The organism is Synechocystis sp. PCC 7339 (genome assembly GCF_019924095.1).
Lineage (GTDB): Bacteria > Cyanobacteriota > Cyanobacteriia > Cyanobacteriales > Microcystaceae > Synechocystis.
The window spans coordinates 26,589-52,803 of the sequence record NZ_CP063660.1; the positions used below are offsets into that span (position 1 = coordinate 26,589).

A 26,215-nucleotide genomic window follows, 5' to 3' on the forward strand; every position below is an offset into this window, starting at 1 on the left:
TATGGCGACGAGGGTAAAAAACTTTGATTGAACAACTCAATTTTTTTGATATTTATCCCCATGGCTCTCCCGAAGAAATCATTCTCTCCGATGGCCATTTACAACTTTATCACTCTATCTTCAGCGATGCCCAAGCTTCTAGTCACTATAACCAACTAGAAAGAGAAATTTGTTGGCAACAGGATTCAATTACGCTCTTTGGCAAGTCCCAACCTCTACCCCGCTTGACTGCTTGGTATGGTGACCCAGAACGGAGTTACACCTACTCTGGCATTGCCATGGAGCCAACACCGTGGACACCCCTACTGCAAACAATCAAGACCAAAGTGGAAACGTTAGCAAAGGCAACTTTTAATTCTGTGCTATTGAATTTTTATCGCACTGGAGAAGATGGAGTCAGCTGGCACGCCGACGATGAACCAGAACTGAAAAAAAACTATCCCATTGCCTCTGTAAGCTTTGGGGGCACCCGGCGCTTTCTCCTCAAACACAAAACAGATTCCACCATTGACAAGGTGGAATTAATGTTAACTTCTGGTTCTGTATTACTGATGCTAGATGCAACCTAGGAACATTGGCTCCATCAGATTCCTAAAACAAAGAAATTTGTTAATCCTCGCATCAATCTTACTTTTCGCTTCATTAAATAACTTCCACTTTTTGACAGCATAAATATGTACGAAACGCTATTGCCGATAGTGATGGATTCCTATGGCCAAAATTTCGCTTGCATACCTAGTTTTTTATCTGGATTGCAACCGGCTGTTAAAGAACTTCGCCAGCGTTACCGCACCAATAACGTTCAGATTGACTATGGACAGCCCCAGATTCAAGCAGCTTGCTGACGAGACCTCAGGCATTACTACGGTATTTGACCATGGCGATCGCCTGCTGGAATATGAGAATAGCTTTGCTTTGCCATTTTCCATGCGCCGGCACCTACTTACAGGTAAAGATGGTTTGATTCCCAAAAAGTGGATTCGGCAATTTTCCCTCTGCCTGCTCAAACAATAAATCGACAAGGGGAAGGGAACTATCCCTTTCCCCCCTACGGAAAAACCGTTTTCCACTCAATTGCTTTAATGCAAAGGCAGTAAACAAGTAAATAAATGGACAGTATGGTTGATTTCAAAGCATCGATTGAATTTAAACTTTCTAATCTCCTTGGTAAGGAAGTCAAGGTAACAGAAAAAGCAAAGGAATGCCTACAGCGATTAGCAGAAAGCGAGAAGAATTTTTACTCTTGGCATCTGAAACTTTTGAGCATTGTTTTTGAAGTATCTCCGGAAATTTTAGAAATTCTCAAAAAGGTAGATGAAGGCTTCAATAATTTTAATTTTGAATTGCTCGATTCCCAAATAAAAGACTATTTTGCAGACAAAGAATCTGTTCCCACAGTTGTTTTTGATCAAGTTAGCGATTTTGACAATTTCCTGGCCATACTTTTCGTAAAACCGACAGATACCGGTGGTTTAGGCGTTATCTACACCTCTTCTCCTCCTCCTGAGAAGCACCGAATGATCGCAGGTATTTTAACCATTGACCATTTAGTAGCAATGCTTTTTTATGTGCTCTATGCAGGATATTACGAAAGTGATTTAGCCGTTGCCCTGCTAATTATGAATAACTATGGCATCACTTTTGGTCGCAGTAACCGCCGCTATTTAGATAGCCTAGAAAACATCATGACAAAAACTGAGTTATAAGCCTCTAAGGCAAGGCAGAGGGAGGAGATAATTTCCCACAGTTAGTTAAATCGAATCATCATACTACTTCCTTTTTTTTATGTAGACATCCCCCTGACGAGGAGTTTAGGGGGACTGACATAGGCCACATGACAGTTTTATATTTGTCCCCATTGCAGGTGGAGTCACCGCACCGTTTGAATCCTCCGAGACTTTATTGGTAACTTAGCTCGAAATTAATATGACCATTAAGACTGGTGCCATTCTGATCACCGACGGCGATCGCCAGCAGGTACGGGACTTGATCCAATGGCTGAAAATCAACCGCCCAGACTTTCCGGGGCAAAATTCAGCAGTTACAACAACTGGTGCCGGGTTTTACTTATGTGCACCCCGATTCTCTCCATGGGCATTACCATGTAACCCCTGATTTAAAAAAGTCGGCCAAGGCTACGGCGGTGGTGATGACCACTAGCAAATAGATTGATACTGTGGGAAATTTGCCGGTTTTCTTCTTTGCTTTTAAATCCCTCTCCTTTTTACCGGCTCTGGGAATAGCACTCTTACTCTCTGTACCAGTCCTAGCCGCCAGTAATGCCCTGTCCACTACCATTACCCATGGCCATAAGGGTCGTTGGAAATTGGCCAACCCGAAAAAGTTCTGATTTTTGTCCTAACTGGTCTCTAAACCCACATCGGGAGGTGGTTGGGGACAGATTAAGGCATAAATAACGCCTAACGTCCTAACCAGTAAAGGTTTGGGCAGATGTTCAAGCATTGATAAAGCCCCATCCCAATTATCCGCCATAGCAACTTGAATGACCTCAGCAGCCAAAGAACCAGGGTCAAGATTGAGGAACCAAGCGTAATCCTGGAGCAATTGCTGGGAATTTTCACAACCCGACCTATTATGACCTTTTATAGGGGGGGTTGTATTTTGCCGGGAAACGGCTGAAACCATGGCGGTTATTAGCTTAGCCAGTTTGACTTTGGCATTTTTCAACAGCTTGCTGATGGCCTGCTGGGAAATGTTCAGGCGTTGAGCAATGGCAGCTTGGGTGGGCTTGATGCCAAGATCCATCACCTGACGAATAGCTTGGAGTAAATGGAAACGGGCTACCTGCTGAGTATCACCCAGGGCCGGATCCAGGGCCATGGCATCATTAATCTCCACCGTTATGCCATAGGCAGAAAGCCAAGAGAGGTCAGTGCCGTGGGGCACAATCATATTGATGAGAAATGATTGGTCAGGGAAACGATTAGCCCTGGGTCGCCCGATGCCCTGCAAAATCTCCTCATTCTGGCGACGATGGAATTCCTCCTGCCAATGGTCAGCGTTGCCGTGGAGGGCAATTAACTCTGCTTGCACTGCACCAATGTTAGGACTGGGCAAGCCGACAAAGGTCATTTGGGTCTGACCAACAAAGGCATTACTACCCCGGTTATGGTTAAACCAATGGCCATCCCAATCAAACCACTTACCCCAGCCTTTAATGCCAATGGTGGGCTGGTCCCCCAATATTTGTAGAGCCCCCTGGATACGGTTAACAGCATCATGACTGATATCGCGGCTAGCAATGCCTGCCATGTTAATTTGCCGCACCTTGAGATTGGTTAGGGGAGGAGCATCAGAGCGAATAACCTCAATTTCCCGCTCAATGCCAGTGAAAGTGCGTTGGCGCTCAGAGTTGGTGGTGGCATCAAGGAGAATTAGGCCTTTGGCATCGTTGAGGAAAGCATAATCAGGGCGACGGTCAATGGTGAGGTAGAGCTGTTGGCGGCGCAACTGTAGTCCCACCCCAGAACCGCCGGTGATGGCAGTGAGGAGATGAACAATAGCATTGGGGGGTAGATTTTGTAGATTTTGCTGGCTCTGACGGTGAGCTGTGCGGTGCTGATGGGCATTGAAAGCCTTGAGACCAGCGCCCCATTTCTTGCGTTCCCCTGGGGTGAGGTTATCACTCAGGGTTTCCGGTTCCGCAATGGGAAATAGAGGGGTCAAATCTGTGGACTGTTGGATGATGTTTTGCCTGATTACCTCTAACACCCCTAGGGGTTGCCCCGGCAGTTGGTCGAGAATATCGCCATGGAGCCAACCATGGTAAGGAGCTTGCTCAAATAAGGGTTCAATCGTGACTAGCAAGTGGTCTAGGACAGTCCACTGCTCCCCCGATAACCATTGCCGACAACGATGGGCATCGTTTAATAGTTGGGACCAGGAAGCAGTAATGGTCTTAGTGGGGGAGAGAGCCTGGGTAGCTTCCTCCAGGATGATGATGTCGTGGCTATAATCCCAATCCCTGGGCATGGATTCAATGTCACAGCGGATATGGGAAGCATGGCTGAGAATTTCCCTGCGGTCCGCCCGATACCAACCGCTACTGTGGGCACAAACATTAGCCATGGGACAACTGGCACAAATGGGATTGAGTCCGTCGTTGCTCCCGTTGGGCTGGTATCCCAAATTGCTCAGCATGGGGAACAGGTCAGCTCGAATGCAGTTCCCCTTTTCAACAATCAGTGTTTCTGGGGTATCTGCTTTTGCTAGCTGGAGCTTGCCCTGGTGGTCTCGATAGAAACCATATTGGCTACGGGGAGGTAAGTCCACATATTGATGACTGATAGCCTCAATGGTGGGATTGCGATGACCCCGACTGACGTACCAGACCTTTCCTCCCCAGGGATTATGGAAATTGGCGACCCCATGGGATTTGCCTTCCCCCATGGCAGAAGCATCCAACACCGCATTGCCACGATGAAGGGCTGATTGCCAAGCCGATTGGCGGGCACTGGCCATGGTTTGACCATCGCCGGTGAATATTTTGCCCTCTGGTTTGAGAGCTGCGAATCCTTGGGGTTTAAGTTTGGCTACCTGTGCCGTAATCCAATCCTGGAACTTCCCTAGACCAGATGGGATGGAACATTTATGGCGGAAGAGGCGGGGGCTGATCTGCTCTACTGCCAGATGATCGGGGATTTCATCAATGTCCCCCACCCCTGGTTGTTGTCCCCACCAGGCCACCACCATCGGTTGTCCCCTACCTTGCCAATAATCAAGGGTATGGATGAGGGAACGGGCTACAGCATTATTGCTGAGACAATTGTCATCGGGAATAACAACTAAAGTAATTGCCTCCGGCTCCATGGCCCATTGTTGGGCGTAATGGTCGATAATGCCCTGTATCTGTTCTGGACTCTGGGCCATGGCATGGTGCCCACTGAAACCAATCACCGGATGCCCCAGTCGACGAGCTGCCAGCGCCCCTTTGAACTCCATCCCCTCACATAGTCCAATAAAGCCCTGCTTAGTGGTAACTTCCGGTCCATGGAGTGCCACCGGCAATTCACCATGGCTGAGTTGGGGTCCGATGCCCCGCTTGCTACTGGTGAGCCAGCAATATTTGGGTTTACCGTTAGTGGAGGCGTGGGGGTTGTGCAGCCTGAGGGCGATGTATCGACCCAGATGGTCCGTTACCGGTATGAGAATACCGTCCCAGCCATTGGTCAGGCCCCGACCATCCTTCCATACCCCTGGTAGGTTGATGTGGGCTGGATGCCTTAATTTCTGCCATTGCTGGACAGAGCGGCATCGCTCAATGATCTGCTCCGGTACTCCCCGCTGTTGTAGATATTGGTGATGTTGAGAAGATAGGGAGAGTTGTTCGAGAATAACGGTTATTTCAGCGTGGCGCTGGTCAGAGCTGAGGCATTTTTGCCGCCGTTGTTGCTCAATTTCCAGTTGCCGTTCTTCCCGTTCAGACCGTCGGCGCTCCCATTCAGCCCGGTCAAAGTTCCTGTCCCTGTCCTTTTGTGGAACGTGAATGCCCCATAGGCCATCCCTAGATGGCTTGGCGTAACCGTAATCAGGGTTATCCCCTACGGCATCAGCAAAAGTCATGCAGAGCACCTTATCCTCTGCTATGCGGCAGTTGCCATTGGTTTTGGCACAGACGGGGCAAGCCCTTTGTTTACTGGTGGTAATAAATCTAGCCATGGTGGTTTTCCTCCACGGCTTGGGTACTGATAACCCCTTGCTGATAAGGATTTCCCAGGGGGGGGTTGTCTGATAGAGGTCTTACGCTATAATTAGACATAAGCTAAATACCCCCTCCTTGCTTTCTCAAGAGGTTTTCCTTTGGAAGATTTATCGACGGAATCAAGAATGGGACAAATACTTCCTTCGCCCAGAAGGTGACCCGATACAGCCTAGATTTCCGGAGCCGCCAAGCACACAGGAAATTTAGGTTTTGGTCATTTTGGGGGGCTGCAGGAAGCGGCTGGGGTTGCCGCTGAGCCATGATACACCTCGCTTGATGTGCTAAAAATTACTGAAAATTGACCACTTCCCACTGCTGGGCCATGGCCCGGTATCCTTGGCAGGGATTCCTTTGGTCTGTTGTGGACCATTGCGTGGTGTGCGGTTGAGAATATTCTTCAGGATAGCCCAAAATTAGTAACGTGGTTGTCTTAGCCTACGTTCTTCCTCTAGATTATCTGCCCACTATTGTCTTTTTTGGTACCGTAGGGTGTTGGGAGACTGTTTGGGATATGAACGTTAGCGAATATTAAACCCTTCTTGTTGCCACTGCAAAGGACGAACTGAAACCACTGCCCCCAGGTTGACAGCTCCATAGATGTGGGGGAAAACTTCCTGGTTCAAATGATTTATATCTTCAATGGTTTGGGGATGAACTGGTGCTTCCCATCGAACTTGAGACGTTAATCTTTCTGAATCAATCTCTAGTAACAAAAGACCATCACGACCGGCATAAAAGGTGTGGGCCACTTTGGGCAGTTGGCTAGCGGTGGCACCATGGATAAAGCCCACTTCTGCCAAGGAATCAGCTTCGTATTGTCCCCGCTGTTGTGCTAATGCCCATTGTGGGACTTCTGCTATGTGAAAGATAATGGCCATGAAATTTTCAGGGAAGAGCATCAAGATTGTACTATTGAAGTACCGATCAATTTGGCTAAAGATTTTTTTAGAGGTGTGCCCTTCAATTGGTTAATAGATATCTAGTGCCTCCGCCGCATAATCCCAAATTTCTGGCTGTAGCCGCTTCTCTGGGTTGTTCAACATCCGAATACCATCGCCTAACTTATCCCGCGCTTCCCAAGTGCTCCCCGGAAATGCTTGCCTTGTCACCGCTGTAATAAAAGATTTTCTAGCCCCAGGTGCATAGCTTTTCATCCGAGTTGGTTTCGATTTTGGCTGGGATAAACTAGACTAAGCTTAGCTAAATTTGAATGATTATGCGTAACGCCAATATCCACGAAGCTAAGACCCATCTATCCCAACTCATAAAATCGGTGTTAGCTGGGGAAGATGTCATCATTAGCCGGGCCGGCAAGCCCCTAGTGCGCTTAATTCCCTATGAAGGCCCATCGGAGCCTCGTCAACCCGGAGCCTGGGAAGGACAAATCATCATGGCAGACGATTTTGACGAAGAATCCCCAGAGATCAACGCTCTGTTTTACGGCGACGAAATATGAAACTTTTGTTAGATACTCATATTCTGCTGTGGTGGCTCGGCAATGACCGTCGTTTAACTCCTAATGAGCGAGCAGTGATTACCAACCCCGAATACTTTGTCTTTGTTAGTGCCGCCAGCATTTGGGAAATGTCGATCAAAAAATCGTTAGGGAAATTATCGACTCCAGATAACTTACTTGCCGTTCTCAAGGCCAACAATTTTCGGGTACTGGATATCACCGCAGAACATAGCTTGGCGATCGCCAATTTACCCGAATATCACAAAGACCCCTTTGACCGGATGCTCATTGTCCAAGCCCAGACGGAAGAATTAACTCTCATCTCCCAGGACAGTAAATTTAGTCAGTACGATGTTACTTTATCAACCTAAAAGTTTTTTCAGTATTGTAAACTTGTCAGCAATTTCTAGAATAAATGCCCTCCACCCTAGTTCCTTTATTTGTTTACCTCAAGCATTATATTTATTGATGGTAATTGGGGTAGGAAATTGCACGGGATCAAACCTAGATTGATTACCAATGATTGCTTTGAGTCCGGCTTCTATGAAGGGAATAATCACAGCTTGGAAGCGCTGTTTATAATCAGTGGCAGTGACGGGGCGTAACCCGTGGGCTAAAATAGAGTGGTTTCGTACTTGTAATTGATCAAAGAGTCGTTCGGCGGCGGGTTGATAAATCGCGCCCAAGGGGTCTGTTGGCCATTGTTTAAGCAATTCGTAACTGTTCCGCAGTGCTAGTTGGATTTTGCCGTCCCGACTTTTTAGAGCCTGCACCTGATCCCGTAACGCTAGGGGAATCTGCTCAACATCCACATCGCCGGTTTTAACCTGATACCGTAACCACAGATGAGTTTGGGCTAACAGTTCCAAGGCCCGATATAAACGCCCCACCGCATCATCATAGCGGTCTAAGGCGGCTCGTCTTTCCGCATTGAACAATAAATCTTCCACCAGTTCGTAACCATGGCCGGGAATCTGATCTGGGGCATTGAATGCTGTATTCATGGCCGGGGCGATCGCCTGACGACTGCCCATCACCCGTTTTAAGTACAGCAATAGGGGACGGAGGGGGGCCTGATTCATGAAGGGCTCCAAATCATACCAGGCTTCTTCGTGGTCAAAACAGTCCCAATGGTTCAGACCCTTACACAGCCGCAAATAATCCTCGACGGGTTGGGGGTCACTAATGGCTAAATCCCGCAAACAGGCTTCTAATTCGGCGATCGCCGCTGGGTAGTTATATTGGGCGAGGAGGGTGGGAATTTCCTGAGTTAATAACCGCCGCACAGTTAAATCGCTGGTGGCCGCCCGACGAACGGTTTCGCCTCGGGTTATCCGAATTAGGTCAGTACGGGAGGCAGTAGTCAAATGGAGTTCACATTCCTCATCAAGGGCGGCCAGGGCCAGGGCAACGGACATACTTTTAGTGCCACCGGTATAGTCTGCTAACAGGGTTGCTTTTGGATCGGTTTGCTTGAGGGTGTGAATGCAATCACTAATCTTGAGGTAAATGCTGGACACATCATCGGGATTATCTAAGGCGATTACGTCGGTTTCAGGATTAAATTTGTCGCCTAGATTGATTTGAGTGGGAATGTTGGGTAATTCTTCGAGCACTTCGCTCCCACGTCTGACTTCACATGGTCTCCCCTCCCCAGTTACCTGGGAAATGCTGCCCCGTCTGCCATTGGAGCAAATAAAAATGGTGCGGTCTGGATTGAGGGATTGAACGGAGGTAACTACGGGCTGATGGGAACCACCCACAGTGATCAGGAGAATTTTGGTCATACAAAGAACGAGACTTATTGCAATGTATTAGATTTGATAATTTTTAACTTCTGCTTTCAACGCATGATGAATCCAGGGAAAAAAGCTAGCATTGTTAAATGTGGCAAAGTGTTCTCCTGTAATTAAATTAAGACACTGTAAAATTCGGTCTTGCCATTGATCTGGCTGATTAATCTCTTGTCCCCAGGCATTGTATAAATCTTTCTCTGAAATGCCCCCTAAATTATGGGATAAATCATTCCGAATATATCTAGCTTTTTTACTATCCCAAGCAGAAAAGCCTTTATCCTGCTTTGCTTCTGGAATTAATAGCTTAATGAGCGCAGATTGGATTTCACCTCTGACCTGAAGGCTATTCTTATTCTCTTTGCCATATCTATCAAAATAGGTCTTTAAAGCTGGATATTTTCCTAAAACACTAGATTTTAGCTCTAGAAATTCACTTTGACTATTCTGATTTGCAAGATGGTTTCTAAAGTTTTGTCGAATCCATAAATCAATTAGACCCTCGATTGCCCGAAAGCTGTGGAGCATAGCCTCAGTGGTATTATTCTGTTCAAGGCGGATGACAGCAATATAGGCTTGTTCATAAGCTTGCCACCAATATTGAGCTTTCTGTTGCCTTTGGGATTGATCTAAATAGCCCTGAACCTGTTGATAGAATTGATCAAAGCGACCTTGGTTCCAGGCGATCGCTCCATTAAGAAGCTGTTGGGCTTTTTGCCATTGTTCTGGGGTTTGCTCAAAATAGGGGTTGAGAAGAGTCTTGACGGCTAAATAATTATGATTTTTCAATAATTCTAAGGCTTGTTTCTGCACCCCTGACCATAAATAATTGGTTCCTAAAAATGGGCCTGTATAGCCTGATGGTATTCCCTGACGGTTTTCCTTGGGAGTGCGATTAATTTCAAAGAATTGAATTTGTTCGCCGTATAGATTTAAGCCAGAAATCCGGGATGCTTCTGAGGCTTGTCCTACCCCACCTTTCAAGCAAACCCATAATTTTTGACCAGGATTAGGTTTAATTTTAGTTTGCCAAACTGTGAGCCACCAGCGAAACATGGCTTCAAAGTCACTGGGGTTCTCCCCTGCTTGTCCCAAGGGAATTACTTCGGTCTTGATAGTTGGATAGTTGGATTGCAACCACCGTTCAATTAATTGAGCAGAATAAATTGTGTCTTTACCACGTTCTTTGACCGTTTTATCTTGATCTGTCCCAATCAAATAGACTTTTTCCAAGTTTTGCGACTTTTCTTCAAAAATCTTACCAAGGATAACCGGCCTAATTTTAGCAACATATTGATCTCCAGACTGCAACAAATATTGGGTTAAATCCCGGTGATTGGTTAAATCTGGTAGTTCTAAATCGCTGACCACTTCACTCTGTTCAGAGATGATGTCGTCACGCATTTGATCATCCCCCAAGTTAAACCATTCCCCAGAAGAAACCTGAAACATCAAGTCGCGGGTGCCGATGGTGGCAACGAAAATATTCTTCATGGGTTTAGCTCAAGGGAAAAACTTGGATTGCCCCTTTCAGAGACTGTAAATAATCTGACCGAGGGGAAGCAGTTGCGCCGAAGACAGTAACTACATCATAGCGACCTAAACTACGAATCCAGATGGGAGAAGGAATAACTTTTCGTTCCTTCTCTTGTCCATTTATAGTGATTTTATCAGTTTGAACTCCACCACATAAATTTTTTAATTCAGAATAGATTTGTTTAGATTCATTGTATTTTTTTTCCTTTTTGAGAGAGCTGATTTCATCATCTAATTGATGAAACTTTTGATTTAATTGACTCAGTGCATAGGATTTATTTCCATCTTTATTAGAGTTAGGGACAATAAAAATTTGGCAATTTGAATCTGCACATTCTAACCATTGATGATTAGACAGGTGAGTGGTATTGGCGATTTCAGAAAGATTAAAGTTAGCTTTTAGTGAATTAATGCTATTAATTAATTGATTAATTTTTTCAGACATTTTTGCTGCGAACTTATTAGCATTACCTGGAACCACACTAAACTCATCAGGACTTTCTACAAAGAAAGATGAATCTCGTATTTTTGGATTGCCTTGGCGATTGTAACAAGGGCGTCGTGCTCCTTGACCAATTCCACCAAGATAAAACATTAACCAAGTTAGGTTATTGAAAAGCTCTTGTAGATTATTTTTTTGATCCTCATGAATCTCAGAAGTAAAAAAGAGACGTAAAATTCCACATTGTTCATCTTCAGACGCAGGTTCTTTTTCAAAAATACTAACTTTAATAAATCCCACAGATTGAGGATCTAAACTCCCAAAAATTTTTGCTTCTAGTGTTTTGGTGTTTTTTTGAGACATTAAGCCAAATACAAATATCCGAAACCAGTATCGTAGCATCGACTTAAAGGCTGTTGGTCGAACTTCTTTTTGAGGTACGGTATCAGCCCTTAAATTACCTTTTTTATCTGTCTTAAAAGGTCGATTAACATTTGGAAATTTCTGATAACCATGAATGAGTTGACCTTCTAACGCAAATTCGACTTCTAAAAAGGGTTTATTTGGTGATTGCTTGGGATTTTCCAATAGCTGTCCATAACCCGTATTGATTTGAGAACCAGCCCCTGCTGCTAAACCCGTAATCAACCATTGTTTCACTTGCGTTAGGATTTGCGGGTCAGAGTAGTTAGAAATTAAGCGTAACCCAATTAAAAAATTGGGTTCTTTCAACGATAGAAACGGATTGGGATTGGGGGAATAGTTAAGATGATTGCCTTCCCAGCCCCAAATATTGTTTGCCATGTCCACTGTCAGGCATTTCCCAGAAGTGGGATAAGCATCTAAAAATACGATTTTGCCTGCTTGATCTGCTTTATCCGCATCTAAAGCTCCAAAATGTTTGACAATTAAGGGGTCTTTTTCGGCATCTTTCCAGTTCTTGTCTGTGCTTTGCATCACCTCACGGATTGCCTGAGTTCGCGCGACTCCCCGCAAGGTTGCGGAAGGAATATACGGCATTCCTAACGAATCAAAGGCCGGTAGTAAGATGCTTTTTGGCCCCCTGTGTCCGCCGACACGAATCCGCCAGGGACAAGTCACTTGAAATGTATTCTTTTCTCCGGCGATCGCCTGGGTGCGTTTATTACAAATTTTTAGGCGATCGTCATAATATTTGGCATTGTCCATTGCCATTTGAAGGATTTGGACTTTGGTTGCGTCTTTATATTGATGGTCGGCTGGACGCATCCAGCGTAGATATTCGACAAAAGAGGCATTTCTACTTGGTATTGGTTGATTATTGGGATTTAACCAAGGGGAAGGTTGTTGATTATTATTTCCGCCTCCACCGTTGCCACCATGATTTCCACCATTGCCATCTCTTCTTCCTCCACCATTTTGTCGGGGCGGCCGAGGTTGTTGTTGATTGTTGGGAGGATTGGGAGCTTGTGCACGATCTTGACGGCGAATCGGTGCAGGGGTTGGGCGGTTTGGTTGCCGGGGAGTGTTAGCCATTGTTCATTACCTTAAAAATTACTGTGCACCAGTGATATCGTGATAAACGGCATTGGCCCAAAAGCCAAATTCATTCGCCAATTCAATACCTAATCCAGTTAATCCTAAGTATTCATTCGCAGAGAGTCCAACTAGGGTATTTAATCCTTGGGGGCCAGTTAAATTGTTCCGACCAGAGAGGGTCGCTAAATTTGCAAAGAAACTTTGGACAACTTGCTTTTTGCCTTCCTGACTTAGGGCAACTTCTTCTGCTTTTAAGCGCATTAATCCCCAGGTGGACAAATAGGTATAAAGCTCCATGGCTTGGTTTTTTTGCTCTTTTAAACGAGCATTATCTTGCCCTGCTTGATGTCGGAGAGCTTGGAGAGATTGAAAGGCTTGTCTATTGAGGGTACGAGGGTCAAAGTCAGGCATAGTTTTTTCCTAATAATGAACGACAATTCAAAGCAATCCTAGAAACACTCAACAAAACCCCGTCCTAAGCTTTCTTGTCCACCAATTTGGATGATGCTGTCCTGAGTGAGTAGTGCCTTAAAATCTGTTTCCGCTTGAGTGGTATTGCTTGTTTGGGAAGTCGTCCCCCAAGGAAAATACATTAAGGTATCGGGGGGAATGGCCTCTTCATAGCGAAAGCCCCCATCAACGGTTTTATGCTGATCCAGCTTGATTTTTACCTGTCGCCAGAGTCCCATTTGAATCACTGTGGCACAGTGTTGATCCGGTAAGACTAAAACTCGTTCGATCGCCGCATTGAGTTGAGTCGGGATAAATTGTTGCCAGTGTTGCCATTGGGTTAAATCAGATGGCTCAAAAATGGCATCTTTTAAATAAACTTTCTCGTTGGCCTGCTGAAAATTACAGAGGTAAGGGGCGATAGGCGTTTGGGGAGTAACGTTAGCCACCCGAGCATAACGATTGAGCAATAAGGGACAACTAATCCAAATCACCCCATGGCTGAGGGAGGGAATGGGAATCCACAACAAAGAGCCATCACCAATCCAAATACTGCCTTGACTTAATTGATCAATCTTTTTACCTGTTTCGGCTTCATATTCTTTACTTTCTGGGGAGTTTAGTTCTGGCCCGAATAAGTCAATTTTTGTGACAGGATTCGTTGCTAAAGAGCGAATTTTACCCCTGATGCTACTCGAAGGAATGTAAGGGTAATTGGTGTGGGATTCACGGGCAATACCGAGTAAATTTCCTTCTTGAGTTGTGCCGCCAGTATGCAGGGGAGCGAGAAGATAGAGGTGCTGAATATTCATGGAAATTCACTATAAGAGAATAGCCAATCAATTAGTTGCTCTGTCAGAGCAGTATTATGAAAGCAAATGTTAGCGGAGAAATTACCCATGAGCTTAGTGTTTGCCGATATTCAACTCAGTAATCCTAGTCAACATCAGTTACAAGCTTTAACCGTTAACGCTTTGGTAGACTCAGGGGCAGTACATTTATGTATTCCAGAGCATGTCCAAATTCAATTACAGTTGGAAACAGTCGATCAAAAAGAAGTAACACTTGCAGATGGTAGTCATTGCCTAGTTCCTTACGTTGGCCCGATTAAAATCAAATTTGAAAATCGTATTGGTTTTGCAGGAGCATTAGTTATGGGAGATCAAGTTTTGCTAGGAGCTATCCCCATGGAAGATATGAATTTGATTGTAATTCCCAGCGAAAGACGATTGTCGGTTAATCCCAATAGTCCTAATATTGCCACCTCGATCGCCAAGGCAATTAATGAGCAAATTACGAAGAAGAAATAGACCATTCATTAATTAAACCTCTCTAACGTTTACCCATAACAGTTGGGAATATCCTAACTGTCGGGTTTGTTTGAGATGTTTGGGAGCATTGTCCTGGTCGGCGAATAAACCTTGGGGGTGGGTAAGGTAATAAAGCGTTCCCGGTGGGGCGGCAAAAACTTGGGGCCCAGGAATACTGCTACCGTGATGGCGTTTGCGGTCTCGGATACGGGGACTGATGGGAACGGCGCGGTCAGTGGCCATGGAAATAAAGGGGCCGTTGTTATGGGTTAACTTCCATTCCCAGGGATAGGGGCGACAGGTAGCAACTCCCTGTTGTCCTCGTTCAAAAATGCCGGGGGTCATCAGGTAGGCGATCGCCGTTTTCTGCTGTTTACTGTTTTGCTCGGACAATGCTTCCAGGGTTTGCCATTGCCGATCTAGGGCCGGCTCATAGGTGAGGGTCACCCGATGGCCTTCGCCGCCGAGTCTCATTGAAAGGGGTTGGGGTAAGGCTTGTAACTGCTGATGGGTGGCTCGATCAACGGCGATCGCCAACGACCAATCTTTGTGCAAGCGAATACCATTCTCGACAAAGTAACCATCGCTGTCCTTGACTTGACGGGTTCCTGCCTCAATAGAATTATGGGGACGACTTTCTGTGACCCAAGGTTTTTCCGGTTCTTCATCTGGTCGTTGCCAATCTTCTTCCTCAATCTGGCCCTGTGCCAAATACTTGCCCATCACCTCAGTCGGTAGCCAGGAACGAAATCGCTTTTCTTCCCGCTTTTTGTCCGCTAATGAAACGGGTTTTAGGGGTGCTAAGGGGGCTGGCTGGGTTTTATCCCACAGCATTTGATTTTTGAGGGGACTATCTGGGGGATGCCACTTTAAAGGCAGTAAGGGATTTTTGCCCACAAAACCCAGAGGGCGAGGAAAGTAGAGAATCTGTTCTCGGCATAATAATGGCCCAGTTAGCGTAACGGTTTGGTCTTTGGGCAATAAACTCCGAATGGCGCCAGCTAAGGTGTGACCATTAGGCGGAAAAATACTACCAGCCCAGGCCCGTTCACCGGGGGTAAAGGGTTTAGCATCTCGCAAGAGAAGAATGTCAAGGGGATTGACTTTATACCAATACATTGTGAATTGAGGATTAAGTGAAAATACGATTTAAGGTTAGTTCTAATTCAGGAAATGCCTTTGGAAAAAGACTTTGGTTAGGGGAAAATTGTCTTTGGTTTTTATAGCTATTGTGTTCTGGCTCAAGATAGCATTGCAAGATATTTTGGGTTAAATCAATTAGCCAAACTTCTGGAATTTGATGCTGAGCATAGAGGGGTACTTTAATGGTTTGGTCATAAGTGAGACTGGAATCTGCCACTTCAATAAGCAATAAAATATCCTCTGCACCAGGTAGACGATAATCGTAAAAATCATCAACGGGTTTCAGCAAAGCTACATCAGGTTGTGGTTGAGACTTGTTGTTAAGTTGAATTGGGTTTTGGCTGTAGACAATAGTTTTTTGTCCTAACTGACGGGCAAACCAATTAGATAAATAGGTGGTCACAAAAGCATGACGAAAGCCTATTGGAGACATGGTGATGATTTCTCCTTGAATTAATTCAAGATGCTCTTGATGATCTAAAATTCCCTGCTCTGCCATTTGGTGATATTGTTCAACGGTAAATTTTCTGGTTAATAGTTGCATGGTCTTTTTCCCCCTAGACAATTTGACGATTTCGTTTGACAAAAGCAGCGACTTTGAGCCAGTTCTTAGCTTCTTTTTCCCATTCATTATCCTTGGTGTGATTAGTGGTTTGCCATAGTTTGATGAGAAAACATGCTAAACGAGACCGTAGGGCTGTCTTCTCGTTGTCAGTGAGGTTACTGCGCCGTTCTACAAACGCATTGACCCATGGTGAAATTGCGTCATCAACAGGAATGGGATGTTGTTCTAATAGGGTGGCTGCTGTTTCGTAGGTGGAGGCGTCTAGTTTTTCAATGTTGACTAAGGCTTGCCATTGTTGGAATGTCTCAAACTTACAGGTGGCTTTAAGGACATTGCCATTGCCATAAAGTACCCGGACTTGCACAGCATCTTTGCCTTCAGGTTTACCATCAAGGTCATATTCATGCTCCTTTGCGCCTTCTTCTGCCTCCCAGAGATTTTCTAGGGCGATCGCCAGAGGAACGGAATGGTGCGCCATGACAATGCCAAAACTAATGGTGGCTTCATTACCCATGGTAAAGAGGGGTCGTTTGGGAAAGCCTTCATAGGGGTCTTTTAAGCGCCAATAGTGACCCGTGTTATCGAATTCCCCTTGCTCATCCTCAGCACCCCGAAAAGCCTGACGAATATCCCAGAGCCAACTATCCCATTCCCAGAGATTGGTGTAGGCCAGCACATCATCTCCACCGCTATAAATTAACCGTCCGGCATAACGTTTTTCGGTTAAGTAGGGGGCTAATTGGTTGGAAAAATCCAGTAACGCTCGACTGAGGGCATTGTGGGTGGCGGGCCCCATGCGCTTCGGTTTCGTACTGAACGGTTGAAAAGTAGCTTGTAAATCTTCCGGCACGGTTAGGGCCTGGGGGAAGTAATCGGCGTAGGGTTTCATCTTGCTCCCCTTCAACCATTCACTCATCCCATCTCCGTCCCCGGCGGCCAAGAGATACCAACTTGCTGGGTTATTTTTCGGAAACAATCGATCAAGACAACTCTGTAAATCCTGTCGATATTGAATTTTAATCTGGCTAATTTTTTTCTGTATTTGTGTGATTTCTTGATTATCTTGGGCCTGTTTCGCTTTTTTTAATTCGTCTTGAAGTTGCTGTAATTCCTTCGTTTCTACATCTTCCACAAGCCAACCTGCATTCAATAACCGGGGATGATATTTTTGGGGCTTTTTGTCCATTACTGGAATTCCCCACTTGGTTTTCATACCCTTAATTACATCTGCCGCCCAGGGAAACTCATCTAGGATCGTTTGACAAGCCTGATCAAATTGTTGACGATCAAGATCGTTGCCTGTGTGAAGATAACCTGCAACGCCAGAGGTTAAATCAGGATAGGAAGCGGCAATAATCTTGAGTATTTCCTCCTCCTCATTTTTAAGATTGAGTATTTTGGCTAAAACTTTTTCCAAGCCTCGTTTAACGGTTTCCGTAGCATTCAATTGTTCACTGCCGTCAAATAAACCGGCTTGACGTTGCCAATAGTTTTGGGTTTCTCCTTCTGTGACCCAATCCCTTTGATGCTGGGAGGATTGGGGATGCACCACTGGTCCCATGCCAGAAATGGTTGACCGGGGGCCAAAAGCGGTGGGTAATTTCCAATTGCGGGCATTTTTAATGGCGTTTAAGGCAAAGCGGGTTTGACCAAAAATATCCGCCCACCAGGAGCCCACATTGACGCTAAACAGACGCCCTTGATTATTGAGACGTTTTTGAGCAGCAGCCGTCTGAAATGCTTGTTCTTCCTCGGAAAAGAGGGCTGGCTGGGATTGGAATGCTTTATTTTGCAGTTGAATCCACTCTTCTAAGCTTTTTTCCTTTTCTGCAATATCTTTAGTTCCTTCTTTCTGGATCATTGCCCCACTTTTTAGGGCTTCTCCCTCTGCCCCGATCGCCATGGCACTCCAATAGGTCTGCCACTGGGCATCTAGCCAATGCTTCCAAGTCGGATCGTTCGGATTTAAGTCTTTTTGCCAGTATCGATTATCTTGAAGTTCCTCAAATACTTGCTGGGCAATATCGCGCCAAGCACTCAGTAAATAATTTTTAGCCGATTGCATGGCCGCCGCAACCTTCTCTTTTGGTAACACCAGCATGATCACATTAGGAAACCCCGCCGTCAATAATTGGCGATCGCCGGGTTTATCAATCCACTGATCGAACCCATAATCAGCATATTTTTCTAGTAACCAGTGATCAATGAGCGGTTGACCATAAAGACTGGGATAGAGGAAACAATCGGGGCCATATTGCTGGGCCAATTCCCAACAGACCTTGGCGGATAGATAATGTAAAACCCAAGATCCAGCCCAAAAGTCTTTTATCTTACGGCTTGCTTTAATCAGTTCTTGCACAGGGCTAAAGGTAAATACCGCCAGATAGGCATGGGGTTTTTCCCCCGACCAATTTTTCTGTAAATTCTCTAAGGTTAAATCATAGCCAGTCAGTGCCCCGGCTAATGCAGCGGTCATGCTGGCATGGCTCCAGATAGAACTATCGGGAAAGCGGGTTTCCGCTGGCATAAGATGTAACGTTTCATCCCCAAAAAGCTGACAAGTGGCTTCGGGCAAACAACGCCATAGCCACCAGAACACTTTTTTAGGATCATCTTCAATCGAGGTGGGCAATAAACTAGCCAACATTTGTTCTTTTTGAGCTAGAAAATTTCGGCGATTGTCGAGTAGTTGTTGATGCGTTGATGCTCCAAGCTTTAAATAGTGTTTTTGTCCGGATAATAAATGACTCAGTTCTAATCCCTGCTTGTCATAGTTAACGGCAGTTGGGATTGCTCCGATCGCCCCTCGGTCACTGGCTGATGCAATAAAATCTGCCGCTTTTATCTGTTTAAAAATTGTTTTGCTGCTAGTTTCGGGGTCGAACCCATTTTCAACCCAATTTTGCATAACAGACAAAGTTTGCCAAAAGCTATTCTCACCACGGCCACTGGAGTTATTATGCAAAGCTTTCAATGCTGGATCATGGAGTAACCCCCAAATTTTTGCTTGCCAATAGACTTCAGACACGGGCCGATTTCCTTGTGGTGGTAGGTTGCACAGTCAGTTCAAAGTGATTAAACAACTTTGATTCCGTTAGCCTAGCGGACTTCCCAGAAAAAAGAACGATTTTTAGCTTTTCTTAATACTTGTCTTTAAAAAACTTCATACTATTATGGAAGCAGGGAGGTTAGAATTTCGGCAACTTTCCTCGCCAATATTGCTGCCATGTATTCTCCTTCCCGGCTTCTGTTTGCCCGTAATCTCGTCTTGGCTATTGCCAATGGTCTAATTACTTTGGTGATTTTGCTCATTGCCCCTTTGGGTTTGGCCGCGGTCATCATCAATACTCTATTGGTGGCTTGTTCAACTTTCTTTCTTAGTATTTTCGGTGATACTGCGGTGCGCTGGCTACTCCGGGACGCCAATCCCCATGGCTTACCTACTAGTGCTAACCGTAATGCTGACATTGCGCCTCAGACTTCCCATCAACCTACCCAAAGGCCGGACCGTTGGTGAAAACTCTCTATGTTTCCCAGTCTGATTGTTATGTTTGCCTGAAAAAGGAGTTTCTTTTGGTGAAACGTCAGGGTCAGACTCTGGCGGAAGTGCAACTGCCTTTTTTGGAACAGGTATTGATTTTTGGTAAGGCCCAGGTCACCACCCAGGCCATCCATGCTTGCCTTAGTCGTAATATTCCCATCCTTTATCTTTCCCGCATGGGCTTTTGTTATGGCCGCATCATCGCCATTGAACGGGGTTATCGTCATCTCAGTCGCTATCAACAGGAACTTGGTCGGGAACAACTGTTGATCACTGCCCGTACTATTGTGGCGGCTAAGGTTAAAAATGGTCGGGTTTTTCTGCAACGTCAGCATCGCAAGCACCCCACTCCTTCTCTCCAGTTGGCGATCGATGGACTAAAGCATTTTGTGGAATTGGCCACTAAGGCAGAACACTTGCAGCAATTATTAGGCTATGAAGGCACAGCGGCTAATCTGTATTTCCAAGCTTGGGCAGATTGCATTGAAAATTCTAACTTTATCTTTTTTGGTCGTTCCCGTCGTCCCCCCGGTAATCCTGTTAATGCCATGCTTAGTTTTGGCTATCAGGTGCTCTGGAATCATTTACTAACTTTAATTGAGTTGCAGGGGCTAGATCCCTACCAGGCTTGTTTACATCAAGGTTCGGAACGGCATGCTGCGTTAGCTTCAGATCTAATTGAGGAATTTCGTGTTCCTATTGTGGATTCTTTGGTTTTATACATGATTAATCGCCGTTTAATTGATGCTGAGGAAGATTTTGTTTTTAAAAACGGAGGTTGTTTTCTTAATACTTCCGGCCGTAAAAAGTGGTTGGGGGCTTTTGTCGGCAGAATGGAAGAAGTTTTATCTTTTGACCAGGGTGATTTTCCCCGCTGGCACTGTTTGGTGGAACAGGTAAAAAAATACAAGGCTTTTATTTATTCTCCTGTGGATAGTTATTCTCCTTTTTTAATTCGTTAATTGATGCTTTTCTATGTCATTACCTACGATATTCCTGATGATCGCCGTCGCAAAAAAGTAGCTGATTTGTTGGAGGGCTATGGCCAAAGGGTGCAATATTCCGTTTTTGAATGTACGCTGTCTAAGTCTAAGCTCCAGGAATTACAAAACCGTCTCCGCAAAATTTACCAATCGGAGGAAGATAGTTTACGCTTTTACCCTTTATCTCGGCATACCCTAACCCAAGTGGATGTCTGGGGGGAACCGCCGTTAACTGAGGCTCCTGGATCAGTCATTGTTTAAAGTCTATGATGATCATTGATGTACTATTGCGAGGCTGATGGAAAATCGCTGTAATGTCCATTTCTCGTTAGGAGCCTCGATAGCTCGCTGTGTAAGGCTTTCAGCTCTTATTTTCCCCTTGGAATTTCCCAATTACGGTCAATTTTTGCTGAGCCTCGCAAATGGGCATTGGATGCCCTATTCCATAAGGGTTTAAAATGGGGTCACTCTCCATTCCTAGGAGAAACTAATTGATTGGAAACCTACCTTACTCTGACGGAACATGACCGCTTTGGCCTCAGCTCTCCATTCCTAGGAGAAACTAATTGATTGGAAACGAGAGATTCCTCTTATATAAACCTAATACTAAGGTAGTACTTGCTCTCCATTCCTAGGAGAAACTAATTGATTGGAAACCATCTATGATGTGGTGCTCTATGAAGCCGCTACCACCTCTCCATTCCTAGGAGAAACTAATTGATTGGAAACCAGACGTAAGGTTTGGGCATTAGCGCCGCCCTTATGCTCTCCATTCCTAGGAGAAACTAATTGATTGGAAACTCAGCGTAGATATCAGCAGCGGATTTGGGTTGACGACCGAACTCTCCATTCCTAGGAGAAACTAATTGATTGGAAACATATACCCGCCGTCCAAAGGAAGTCAAGCGCTTCACGCTCTCCATTCCTAGGAGAAACTAATTGATTGGAAACTGGCTGCTATCAGACGCTCAACCAAGGTAGGCTGAGTTTTATTCCTCTCCATTCCTAGGAGAAACTAATTGATTGGAAACCCCAATTCGGGCTTTCAGTGTCTATATCTAGCATCTTCCCTATTACTCTCCATTCCTAGGAGAAACTAATTGATTGGAAACCCCAATTCGGGCTTTCAGTGTCTATATCTAGCATCTTCCCTATTACTCTCCATTCCTAGGAGAAACTAATTGATTGGAAACTGCTCGATCGCCTTGATCTGCTCAACCAATTTTGTGTAGGCGACTCTCCATTCCTAGGAGAAACTAATTGATTGGAAACTACACTAGCTTATAGCCATTCAAATGCCTTTCTCGCTCTCCATTCCTAGGAGAAACTAATTGATTGGAAACTGTGATCTGCGGTAGGTTTTTTGGCTTTCTCTTTCGAGCCTCTCCATTCCTAGGAGAAACTAATTGATTGGAAACGCAATTAAGCTAATGACCAAGCGGTTATTTCACCTTTACCGCTCTCCATTCCTAGGAGAAACTAATTGATTGGAAACTTCCCCCCAATTTACCAGTGGCTACGGGAGTGGGATCGATCTCTCCATTCCTAGGAGAAACTAATTGATTGGAAACGTCAGGTTCCGGCTGTGGCGGGCTGACAGCTTTAGCTCTCCATTCCTAGGAGAAACTAATTGATTGGAAACAGCTCAGGTTCTCTATGGCCTGACTGTGGATGGATAATCTCTCCATTCCTAGGAGAAACTAATTGATTGGAAACAAAGAGCGCGCGCTAAAACTATTCCACTTGGATGAAATTAACCTCTCCATTCCTAGGAGAAACTAATTGATTGGAAACATCTTTGGTACGTTTGACAAAAGGTACTAATAAACTGCTCTCCATTCCTAGGAGAAACTAATTGATTGGAAACACATGCCCTATGGCCCCCAAACCTTCCTTGCAATACCCCTCTCCATTCCTAGGAGAAACTAATTGATTGGAAACACATGCCCTATGGCCCCCAAACCTTCCTTGCAATACCCCTCTCCATTCCTAGGAGAAACTAATTGATTGGAAACTAGGAATACTTTGGAGCTAGACACGGGATTACCTCATTAATTTCTCTCCATTCCTAGGAGAAACTAATTGATTGGAAACTCTTCGATGCTGATGACAGCGAGCGTAACGTCCCCATCTCTCTCCATTCCTAGGAGAAACTAATTGATTGGAAACTAGGAATACTTTGGAGCTAGACACGGGATTACCTCATTAATTTCTCTCCATTCCTAGGAGAAACTAATTGATTGGAAACTCTTCGATGCTGATGACAGCGAGCGTAACGTCCCCATCTCTCTCCATTCCTAGGAGAAACTAATTGATTGGAAACTAGGAATACTTTGGAGCTAGACACGGGATTACCTCATTAATTTCTCTCCATTCCTAGGAGAAACTAATTGATTGGAAACTCTTCGATGCTGATGACAGCGAGCGTAACGTCCCCATCTCTCTCCATTCCTAGGAGAAACTAATTGATTGGAAACCAGTTATCTTGCTACTGTCTACGCCCACGGGCGCTTTGACGTTACTCTCCATTCCTAGGAGAAACTAATTGATTGGAAACTAAGCTGTTCTTCTTCGTAGCAGGCATAATCATTAAGTTCACTCTCCATTCCTAGGAGAAACTAATTGATTGGAAACTAGGCGGACCTTGTTATCATTCAGCAGGATTCACAATAGATACTCTCCATTCCTAGGAGAAACTAATTGATTGGAAACGTAATCAGCATATTGGTGATTCATGGCTTCCCCTCCCCCACTCTCCATTCCTAGGAGAAACTAATTGATTGGAAACACTTATCAGCAGCTTGCCACAAATTACTCCCTACTCCAACAACTCTCCATTCCTAGGAGAAACTAATTGATTGGAAACTTAAAGAATCAGGCGACGGCTCAAATTATTGATAATGCCATTTCTCTCCATTCCTAGGAGAAACTAATTGATTGGAAACTCAATTTTAGGATCATTGAGAAAGTCACCCAATACTACAACTCTCCATTCCTAGGAGAAACTAATTGATTGGAAACTTTGATTACCTTTGTTAAAATGTTTGTTAGGTGGACTACTTGCTCTCCATTCCTAGGAGAAACTAATTGATTGGAAACTTTGATTACCTTTGTTAAAATGTTTGTTAGGTGGACTACTTGCTCTCCATTCCTAGGAGAAACTAATTGATTGGAAACCCGTTGGCGATAGGTAGATGTCCCTCCCATACAAAACGACTCTCCATTCCTAGGAGAAACTAATTGATTGGAAACCCGTTGGCGATAGGTAGATGTCCCTCCCATACAAAACGACTCTCCATTCCTAGGAGAAACTAATTGATTGGAAACACTTATCAGCAGCTTGCCACAAATTACTCCCTACTCCAACAACTCTCCATTCCTAGGAGAAACTAATTGATTGGAAACTTAAAGAATCAGGCGACGGCTCAAATTATTGATAATGCCATTTCTCTCCATTCCTAGGAGAAACTAATTGATTGGAAACTCAATTTTAGGATCATTGAGAAAGTCACCCAATACTACAACTCTCCATTCCTAGGAGAAACTAATTGATTGGAAACTTTGATTACCTTTGTTAAAATGTTTGTTAGGTGGACTACTTGCTCTCCATTCCTAGGAGAAACTAATTGATTGGAAACTTTGATTACCTTTGTTAAAATGTTTGTTAGGTGGACTACTTGCTCTCCATTCCTAGGAGAAACTAATTGATTGGAAACTTTGATTACCTTTGTTAAAATGTTTGTTAGGTGGACTACTTGCTCTCCATTCCTAGGAGAAACTAATTGATTGGAAACTTAAGAGATTTAAGGGCGTCGGCAATTTGTTGTTTAGCTCTCCATTCCTAGGAGAAACTAATTGATTGGAAACCCGATAGCATTCTGCCAGAAAATTACATTTCCATCTAGCTCTCCATTCCTAGGAGAAACTAATTGATTGGAAACCCGTTGGCGATAGGTAGATGTCCCTCCCATACAAAACGACTCTCCATTCCTAGGAGAAACTAATTGATTGGAAACCCGTTGGCGATAGGTAGATGTCCCTCCCATACAAAACGACTCTCCATTCCTAGGAGAAACTAATTGATTGGAAACATGGTGAATATGGGGTGATAAAATCTACCCTGATTACTCTCCATTCCTAGGAGAAACTAATTGATTGGAAACCATACCCACTTTTTTATGAGCATAACCATGTTTAATTATTCTTCTCTCCATTCCTAGGAGAAACTAATTGATTGGAAACCCTCTTCATCTTTGCTGGTGTCAACCAACGCTTCGGGGCGTTGCTCTCCATTCCTAGGAGAAACTAATTGATTGGAAACTAGCACTGGCCACGATGGCTTTAGCTTTGTCTTGAAAGTCCTCCACTCTCCATTCCTAGGAGAAACTAATTGATTGGAAACACCGCCACTCCGCCTTCCTCTGGAAATAAGTCAAAGGCTTGGGCCTCTCCATTCCTAGGAGAAACTAATTGATTGGAAACTTCATTTACTAGGTCATCTGCAATTTTTTCGGTCTTTTTGTCTACTCTCCATTCCTAGGAGAAACTAATTGATTGGAAACACCGCCACTCCGCCTTCCTCTGGAAATAAGTCAAAGGCTTGGGCCTCTCCATTCCTAGGAGAAACTAATTGATTGGAAACTTCATTTACTAGGTCATCTGCAATTTTTTCGGTCTTTTTGTCTACTCTCCATTCCTAGGAGAAACTAATTGATTGGAAATGTTCTGTTCAGTTTAACGTCGATGAACCGGACGATTAACTCTCCATTCCTAGGAGAAGGTAATTGATTGGAAATCTATTACCTTCTCCGCATTTTCCCTGCTCATTTCTAGCCAAATATCAATATCTTTCGTATATTTGGGATGTTTATGAACTGCTATAGCATATTCGCCAATAACTAGATATTTAACCTGATTTTCGTTTAATAATTCTATAAACTCTTTGAAGTCTTGGTTCAGCATTGTATTTGTATTGGTGATATTGTTGGCGAATTTGTTCTAACGCTTCTAATCGTTTTTCTGGTTTTTGCTGTTGCTAGTAAAAAAAAATTACTTGCTTGTTGTTGTTTAGTGGTTTTGTAAACAATTTTTTCCATATTTGCTACTCAGAACCGATTATTGTGGCTGATTTTTTAAACAATTGCCCCCCAGAAGTTCGCAATCGGGGAGGCTCGCAAACCAATTTTTGGTTACAGCGACATGGACGGCAACCGTAACAAAGTCCGTGTCCGTTTCAAATATTTTTTGGCTGTGTCATACAAAAGAGCTAAATCCGAGGCAATATCCTTGAGGGACTCCCCCGCTTCATAACGAGCAAAAATGGTTGCTTGCAGACGGCAAATTTGCTGGGCCCGATCGCCGTTGGGACGTTTTTGATAGGTCAATAGGGTGACAGTTAAATCCTGAATGCGTTGCTGTATGGTCATTTTTGCCACCACCACCGACGGAGACAAAGCCGATCGCCGTCCTTGCATAAAAGCCAGCCGTTTCACCAAATGCTCATTTTCCTGCCGTAACCGTTCCCATTCCGCTGGGGGTAAGGGATTCGTATCAGGGCGATCTTGCCGCCGTGCTTGGGTCAACAGGTCAAGCTGTTCTTCCAAAAAAGATACCTGTTGCAGGTTACTCCCAGTGGGGCGACGGTGCTGACACACCCAACCCGCGACTGGGACTATTTATGTTAGTTTACCCTTTCTATGGTCAAAGAATGTGATTGTGCAAACAAATTTTTAGCTATGGTAGGAAAAGCATAAAAT

The 26,215-nt window shown here is 44.6% G+C and carries 22 protein-coding genes and 1 CRISPR repeat array; of the genes, 10 read left to right on the top strand and 12 right to left on the bottom strand.

Features of this window, described 5'->3' with window-relative positions:
* Nucleotides 1–23: 23 nt before the first annotated feature.
* From IQE94_RS17950 to IQE94_RS17965, 4 genes are all read left to right on the top strand, one after another.
* Nucleotides 24–569 carry an alpha-ketoglutarate-dependent dioxygenase AlkB gene (locus tag IQE94_RS17950; RefSeq protein ID WP_223343409.1) on the top strand — a complete coding sequence of 182 codons (546 nt, stop codon included), beginning with the start codon at nucleotides 24–26 and terminating at the stop codon, nucleotides 567–569.
* Nucleotides 570–813: 244 nt separating this feature from the next.
* The gene (locus tag IQE94_RS17955; protein ID WP_223343410.1) at nucleotides 814–1,014 is read left to right on the top strand and encodes a hypothetical protein; all 201 of its coding nucleotides are present in this window, start codon (nucleotides 814–816) and stop codon (nucleotides 1,012–1,014) included.
* Nucleotides 1,015–1,109: 95 nt separating this feature from the next.
* Nucleotides 1,110–1,706: a hypothetical protein gene (locus IQE94_RS17960; protein WP_223343411.1), complete on the top strand. Its 597-nt coding sequence runs from the start codon at nucleotides 1,110–1,112 to the stop codon at nucleotides 1,704–1,706.
* Nucleotides 1,707–2,176: 470 nt separating this feature from the next.
* Nucleotides 2,177–2,350 (top strand): hypothetical protein, encoded by a 174-nt coding sequence (locus IQE94_RS17965; RefSeq protein WP_223343412.1) that lies wholly within the window; start codon nucleotides 2,177–2,179, stop codon nucleotides 2,348–2,350.
* Between the two features lie 8 nt (nucleotides 2,351–2,358).
* Here IQE94_RS17965 and IQE94_RS17970 read toward each other — a convergent pair whose 3' ends face one another.
* The 3 genes from IQE94_RS17970 to IQE94_RS17980 form a co-directional block, all read right to left on the bottom strand.
* Nucleotides 2,359–5,679: a hypothetical protein gene (locus IQE94_RS17970; RefSeq protein ID WP_223343417.1), complete on the bottom strand. Its 3,321-nt coding sequence runs from the start codon at nucleotides 5,677–5,679 to the stop codon at nucleotides 2,359–2,361.
* A gap of 561 nt (nucleotides 5,680–6,240) precedes the next feature.
* Nucleotides 6,241–6,600 (bottom strand): DUF952 domain-containing protein, encoded by a 360-nt coding sequence (locus tag IQE94_RS17975; RefSeq protein WP_212722441.1) that lies wholly within the window; start codon nucleotides 6,598–6,600, stop codon nucleotides 6,241–6,243.
* 90 nt (nucleotides 6,601–6,690) lie between these two features.
* Nucleotides 6,691–6,876 carry a hypothetical protein gene (locus IQE94_RS17980; RefSeq protein WP_223343419.1) on the bottom strand — a complete coding sequence of 62 codons (186 nt, stop codon included), beginning with the start codon at nucleotides 6,874–6,876 and terminating at the stop codon, nucleotides 6,691–6,693.
* A gap of 62 nt (nucleotides 6,877–6,938) precedes the next feature.
* Between IQE94_RS17980 and IQE94_RS17985 the strand changes: the two genes are divergently transcribed.
* Both IQE94_RS17985 and IQE94_RS17990 read left to right on the top strand, forming a co-directional pair.
* Nucleotides 6,939–7,178, top strand: a complete 240-nt coding sequence (locus IQE94_RS17985) for a type II toxin-antitoxin system Phd/YefM family antitoxin (protein ID WP_212722439.1) — start codon at nucleotides 6,939–6,941, stop codon at nucleotides 7,176–7,178.
* A complete protein-coding gene (locus IQE94_RS17990; RefSeq protein WP_212722437.1) occupies nucleotides 7,175–7,549 on the top strand; it encodes a type II toxin-antitoxin system VapC family toxin in 375 nt (124 codons plus the stop codon). The genes IQE94_RS17985 and IQE94_RS17990 overlap by 4 nt, the downstream gene beginning before the upstream one ends.
* Nucleotides 7,550–7,627: 78 nt before the next feature.
* Here IQE94_RS17990 and IQE94_RS17995 read toward each other — a convergent pair whose 3' ends face one another.
* The 5 genes from IQE94_RS17995 to cmr4 all read right to left on the bottom strand — a co-directional run bounded on the left by IQE94_RS17995 (nucleotide 7,628) and on the right by cmr4 (nucleotide 13,729).
* Nucleotides 7,628–8,965, bottom strand: a complete 1,338-nt coding sequence (locus tag IQE94_RS17995) for a TIGR02710 family CRISPR-associated CARF protein (protein ID WP_223343420.1) — start codon at nucleotides 8,963–8,965, stop codon at nucleotides 7,628–7,630.
* A 27-nt stretch (nucleotides 8,966–8,992) separates the two neighbouring features.
* The gene (locus IQE94_RS18000) at nucleotides 8,993–10,390 is read right to left on the bottom strand and encodes a hypothetical protein (RefSeq protein ID WP_223343421.1); all 1,398 of its coding nucleotides are present in this window, start codon (nucleotides 10,388–10,390) and stop codon (nucleotides 8,993–8,995) included.
* Nucleotides 10,391–10,469: 79 nt separating this feature from the next.
* Complete coding sequence (locus IQE94_RS18005) at nucleotides 10,470–12,464, bottom strand: RAMP superfamily CRISPR-associated protein (protein WP_223343423.1); 1,995 nt, start codon at nucleotides 12,462–12,464, stop codon at nucleotides 10,470–10,472.
* A gap of 18 nt (nucleotides 12,465–12,482) precedes the next feature.
* The gene (locus IQE94_RS18010) at nucleotides 12,483–12,878 is read right to left on the bottom strand and encodes a hypothetical protein (protein WP_223343425.1); all 396 of its coding nucleotides are present in this window, start codon (nucleotides 12,876–12,878) and stop codon (nucleotides 12,483–12,485) included.
* Nucleotides 12,879–12,916: 38 nt separating this feature from the next.
* The gene (cmr4, locus tag IQE94_RS18015) at nucleotides 12,917–13,729 is read right to left on the bottom strand and encodes a type III-B CRISPR module RAMP protein Cmr4 (protein WP_223343427.1); all 813 of its coding nucleotides are present in this window, start codon (nucleotides 13,727–13,729) and stop codon (nucleotides 12,917–12,919) included.
* A gap of 87 nt (nucleotides 13,730–13,816) precedes the next feature.
* Here cmr4 and IQE94_RS18020 point away from each other — a divergent pair, with 87 nt between their 5' ends.
* On the top strand, nucleotides 13,817–14,227 hold the full coding sequence (locus IQE94_RS18020; RefSeq protein ID WP_223343429.1) for a clan AA aspartic protease: 411 nt from the start codon (nucleotides 13,817–13,819) through the stop codon (nucleotides 14,225–14,227).
* A 12-nt stretch (nucleotides 14,228–14,239) separates the two neighbouring features.
* On the opposite strand, the gene IQE94_RS18025 is transcribed toward IQE94_RS18020, so the two are convergent.
* Genes IQE94_RS18025 through cas10 form a run of 3 tightly spaced genes read right to left on the bottom strand, consistent with a single transcriptional unit; the run spans nucleotide 14,240 to nucleotide 18,963 of the window.
* A complete protein-coding gene (locus IQE94_RS18025; RefSeq protein WP_223343430.1) occupies nucleotides 14,240–15,346 on the bottom strand; it encodes a type III-B CRISPR module-associated protein Cmr3 in 1,107 nt (368 codons plus the stop codon).
* 13 nt (nucleotides 15,347–15,359) lie between these two features.
* Nucleotides 15,360–15,914 (bottom strand): Uma2 family endonuclease, encoded by a 555-nt coding sequence (locus IQE94_RS18030; RefSeq protein ID WP_212722425.1) that lies wholly within the window; start codon nucleotides 15,912–15,914, stop codon nucleotides 15,360–15,362.
* Between the two features lie 13 nt (nucleotides 15,915–15,927).
* The gene (gene cas10 / locus IQE94_RS18035) at nucleotides 15,928–18,963 is read right to left on the bottom strand and encodes a type III-B CRISPR-associated protein Cas10/Cmr2 (protein WP_223343431.1); all 3,036 of its coding nucleotides are present in this window, start codon (nucleotides 18,961–18,963) and stop codon (nucleotides 15,928–15,930) included.
* Between the two features lie 198 nt (nucleotides 18,964–19,161).
* On the opposite strand from cas10, the gene csx18 reads away from it, so the two are divergent.
* From csx18 to cas2, 3 genes are read left to right on the top strand one after another with little or no spacing between them, the layout of a single operon-like run.
* Nucleotides 19,162–19,452 (top strand): CRISPR-associated protein Csx18, encoded by a 291-nt coding sequence (csx18, locus tag IQE94_RS18040; protein WP_223343432.1) that lies wholly within the window; start codon nucleotides 19,162–19,164, stop codon nucleotides 19,450–19,452.
* The gene (gene cas1 / locus IQE94_RS18045; protein WP_212722422.1) at nucleotides 19,449–20,438 is read left to right on the top strand and encodes a CRISPR-associated endonuclease Cas1; all 990 of its coding nucleotides are present in this window, start codon (nucleotides 19,449–19,451) and stop codon (nucleotides 20,436–20,438) included. Before csx18 ends, cas1 begins: the two co-directional genes overlap by 4 nt.
* Nucleotides 20,439–20,441: 3 nt before the next feature.
* Nucleotides 20,442–20,720, top strand: a complete 279-nt coding sequence (gene cas2, locus IQE94_RS18050; RefSeq protein ID WP_212722420.1) for a CRISPR-associated endonuclease Cas2 — start codon at nucleotides 20,442–20,444, stop codon at nucleotides 20,718–20,720.
* Nucleotides 20,721–20,926: 206 nt separating this feature from the next.
* Nucleotides 20,927–25,255: direct repeats of the CRISPR family, unit length 36 nt; unit sequence CTCTCCATTCCTAGGAGAAACTAATTGATTGGAAAC.
* 393 nt (nucleotides 25,256–25,648) lie between these two features.
* Here the strand turns inward: cas2 and IQE94_RS18055 are convergent.
* Entirely contained in the window at nucleotides 25,649–26,113 is a 465-nt protein-coding gene (locus tag IQE94_RS18055) for a hypothetical protein (RefSeq protein WP_223343433.1), read from the bottom strand.
* Between the last annotated feature and the right edge of the window lie 102 nt (nucleotides 26,114–26,215).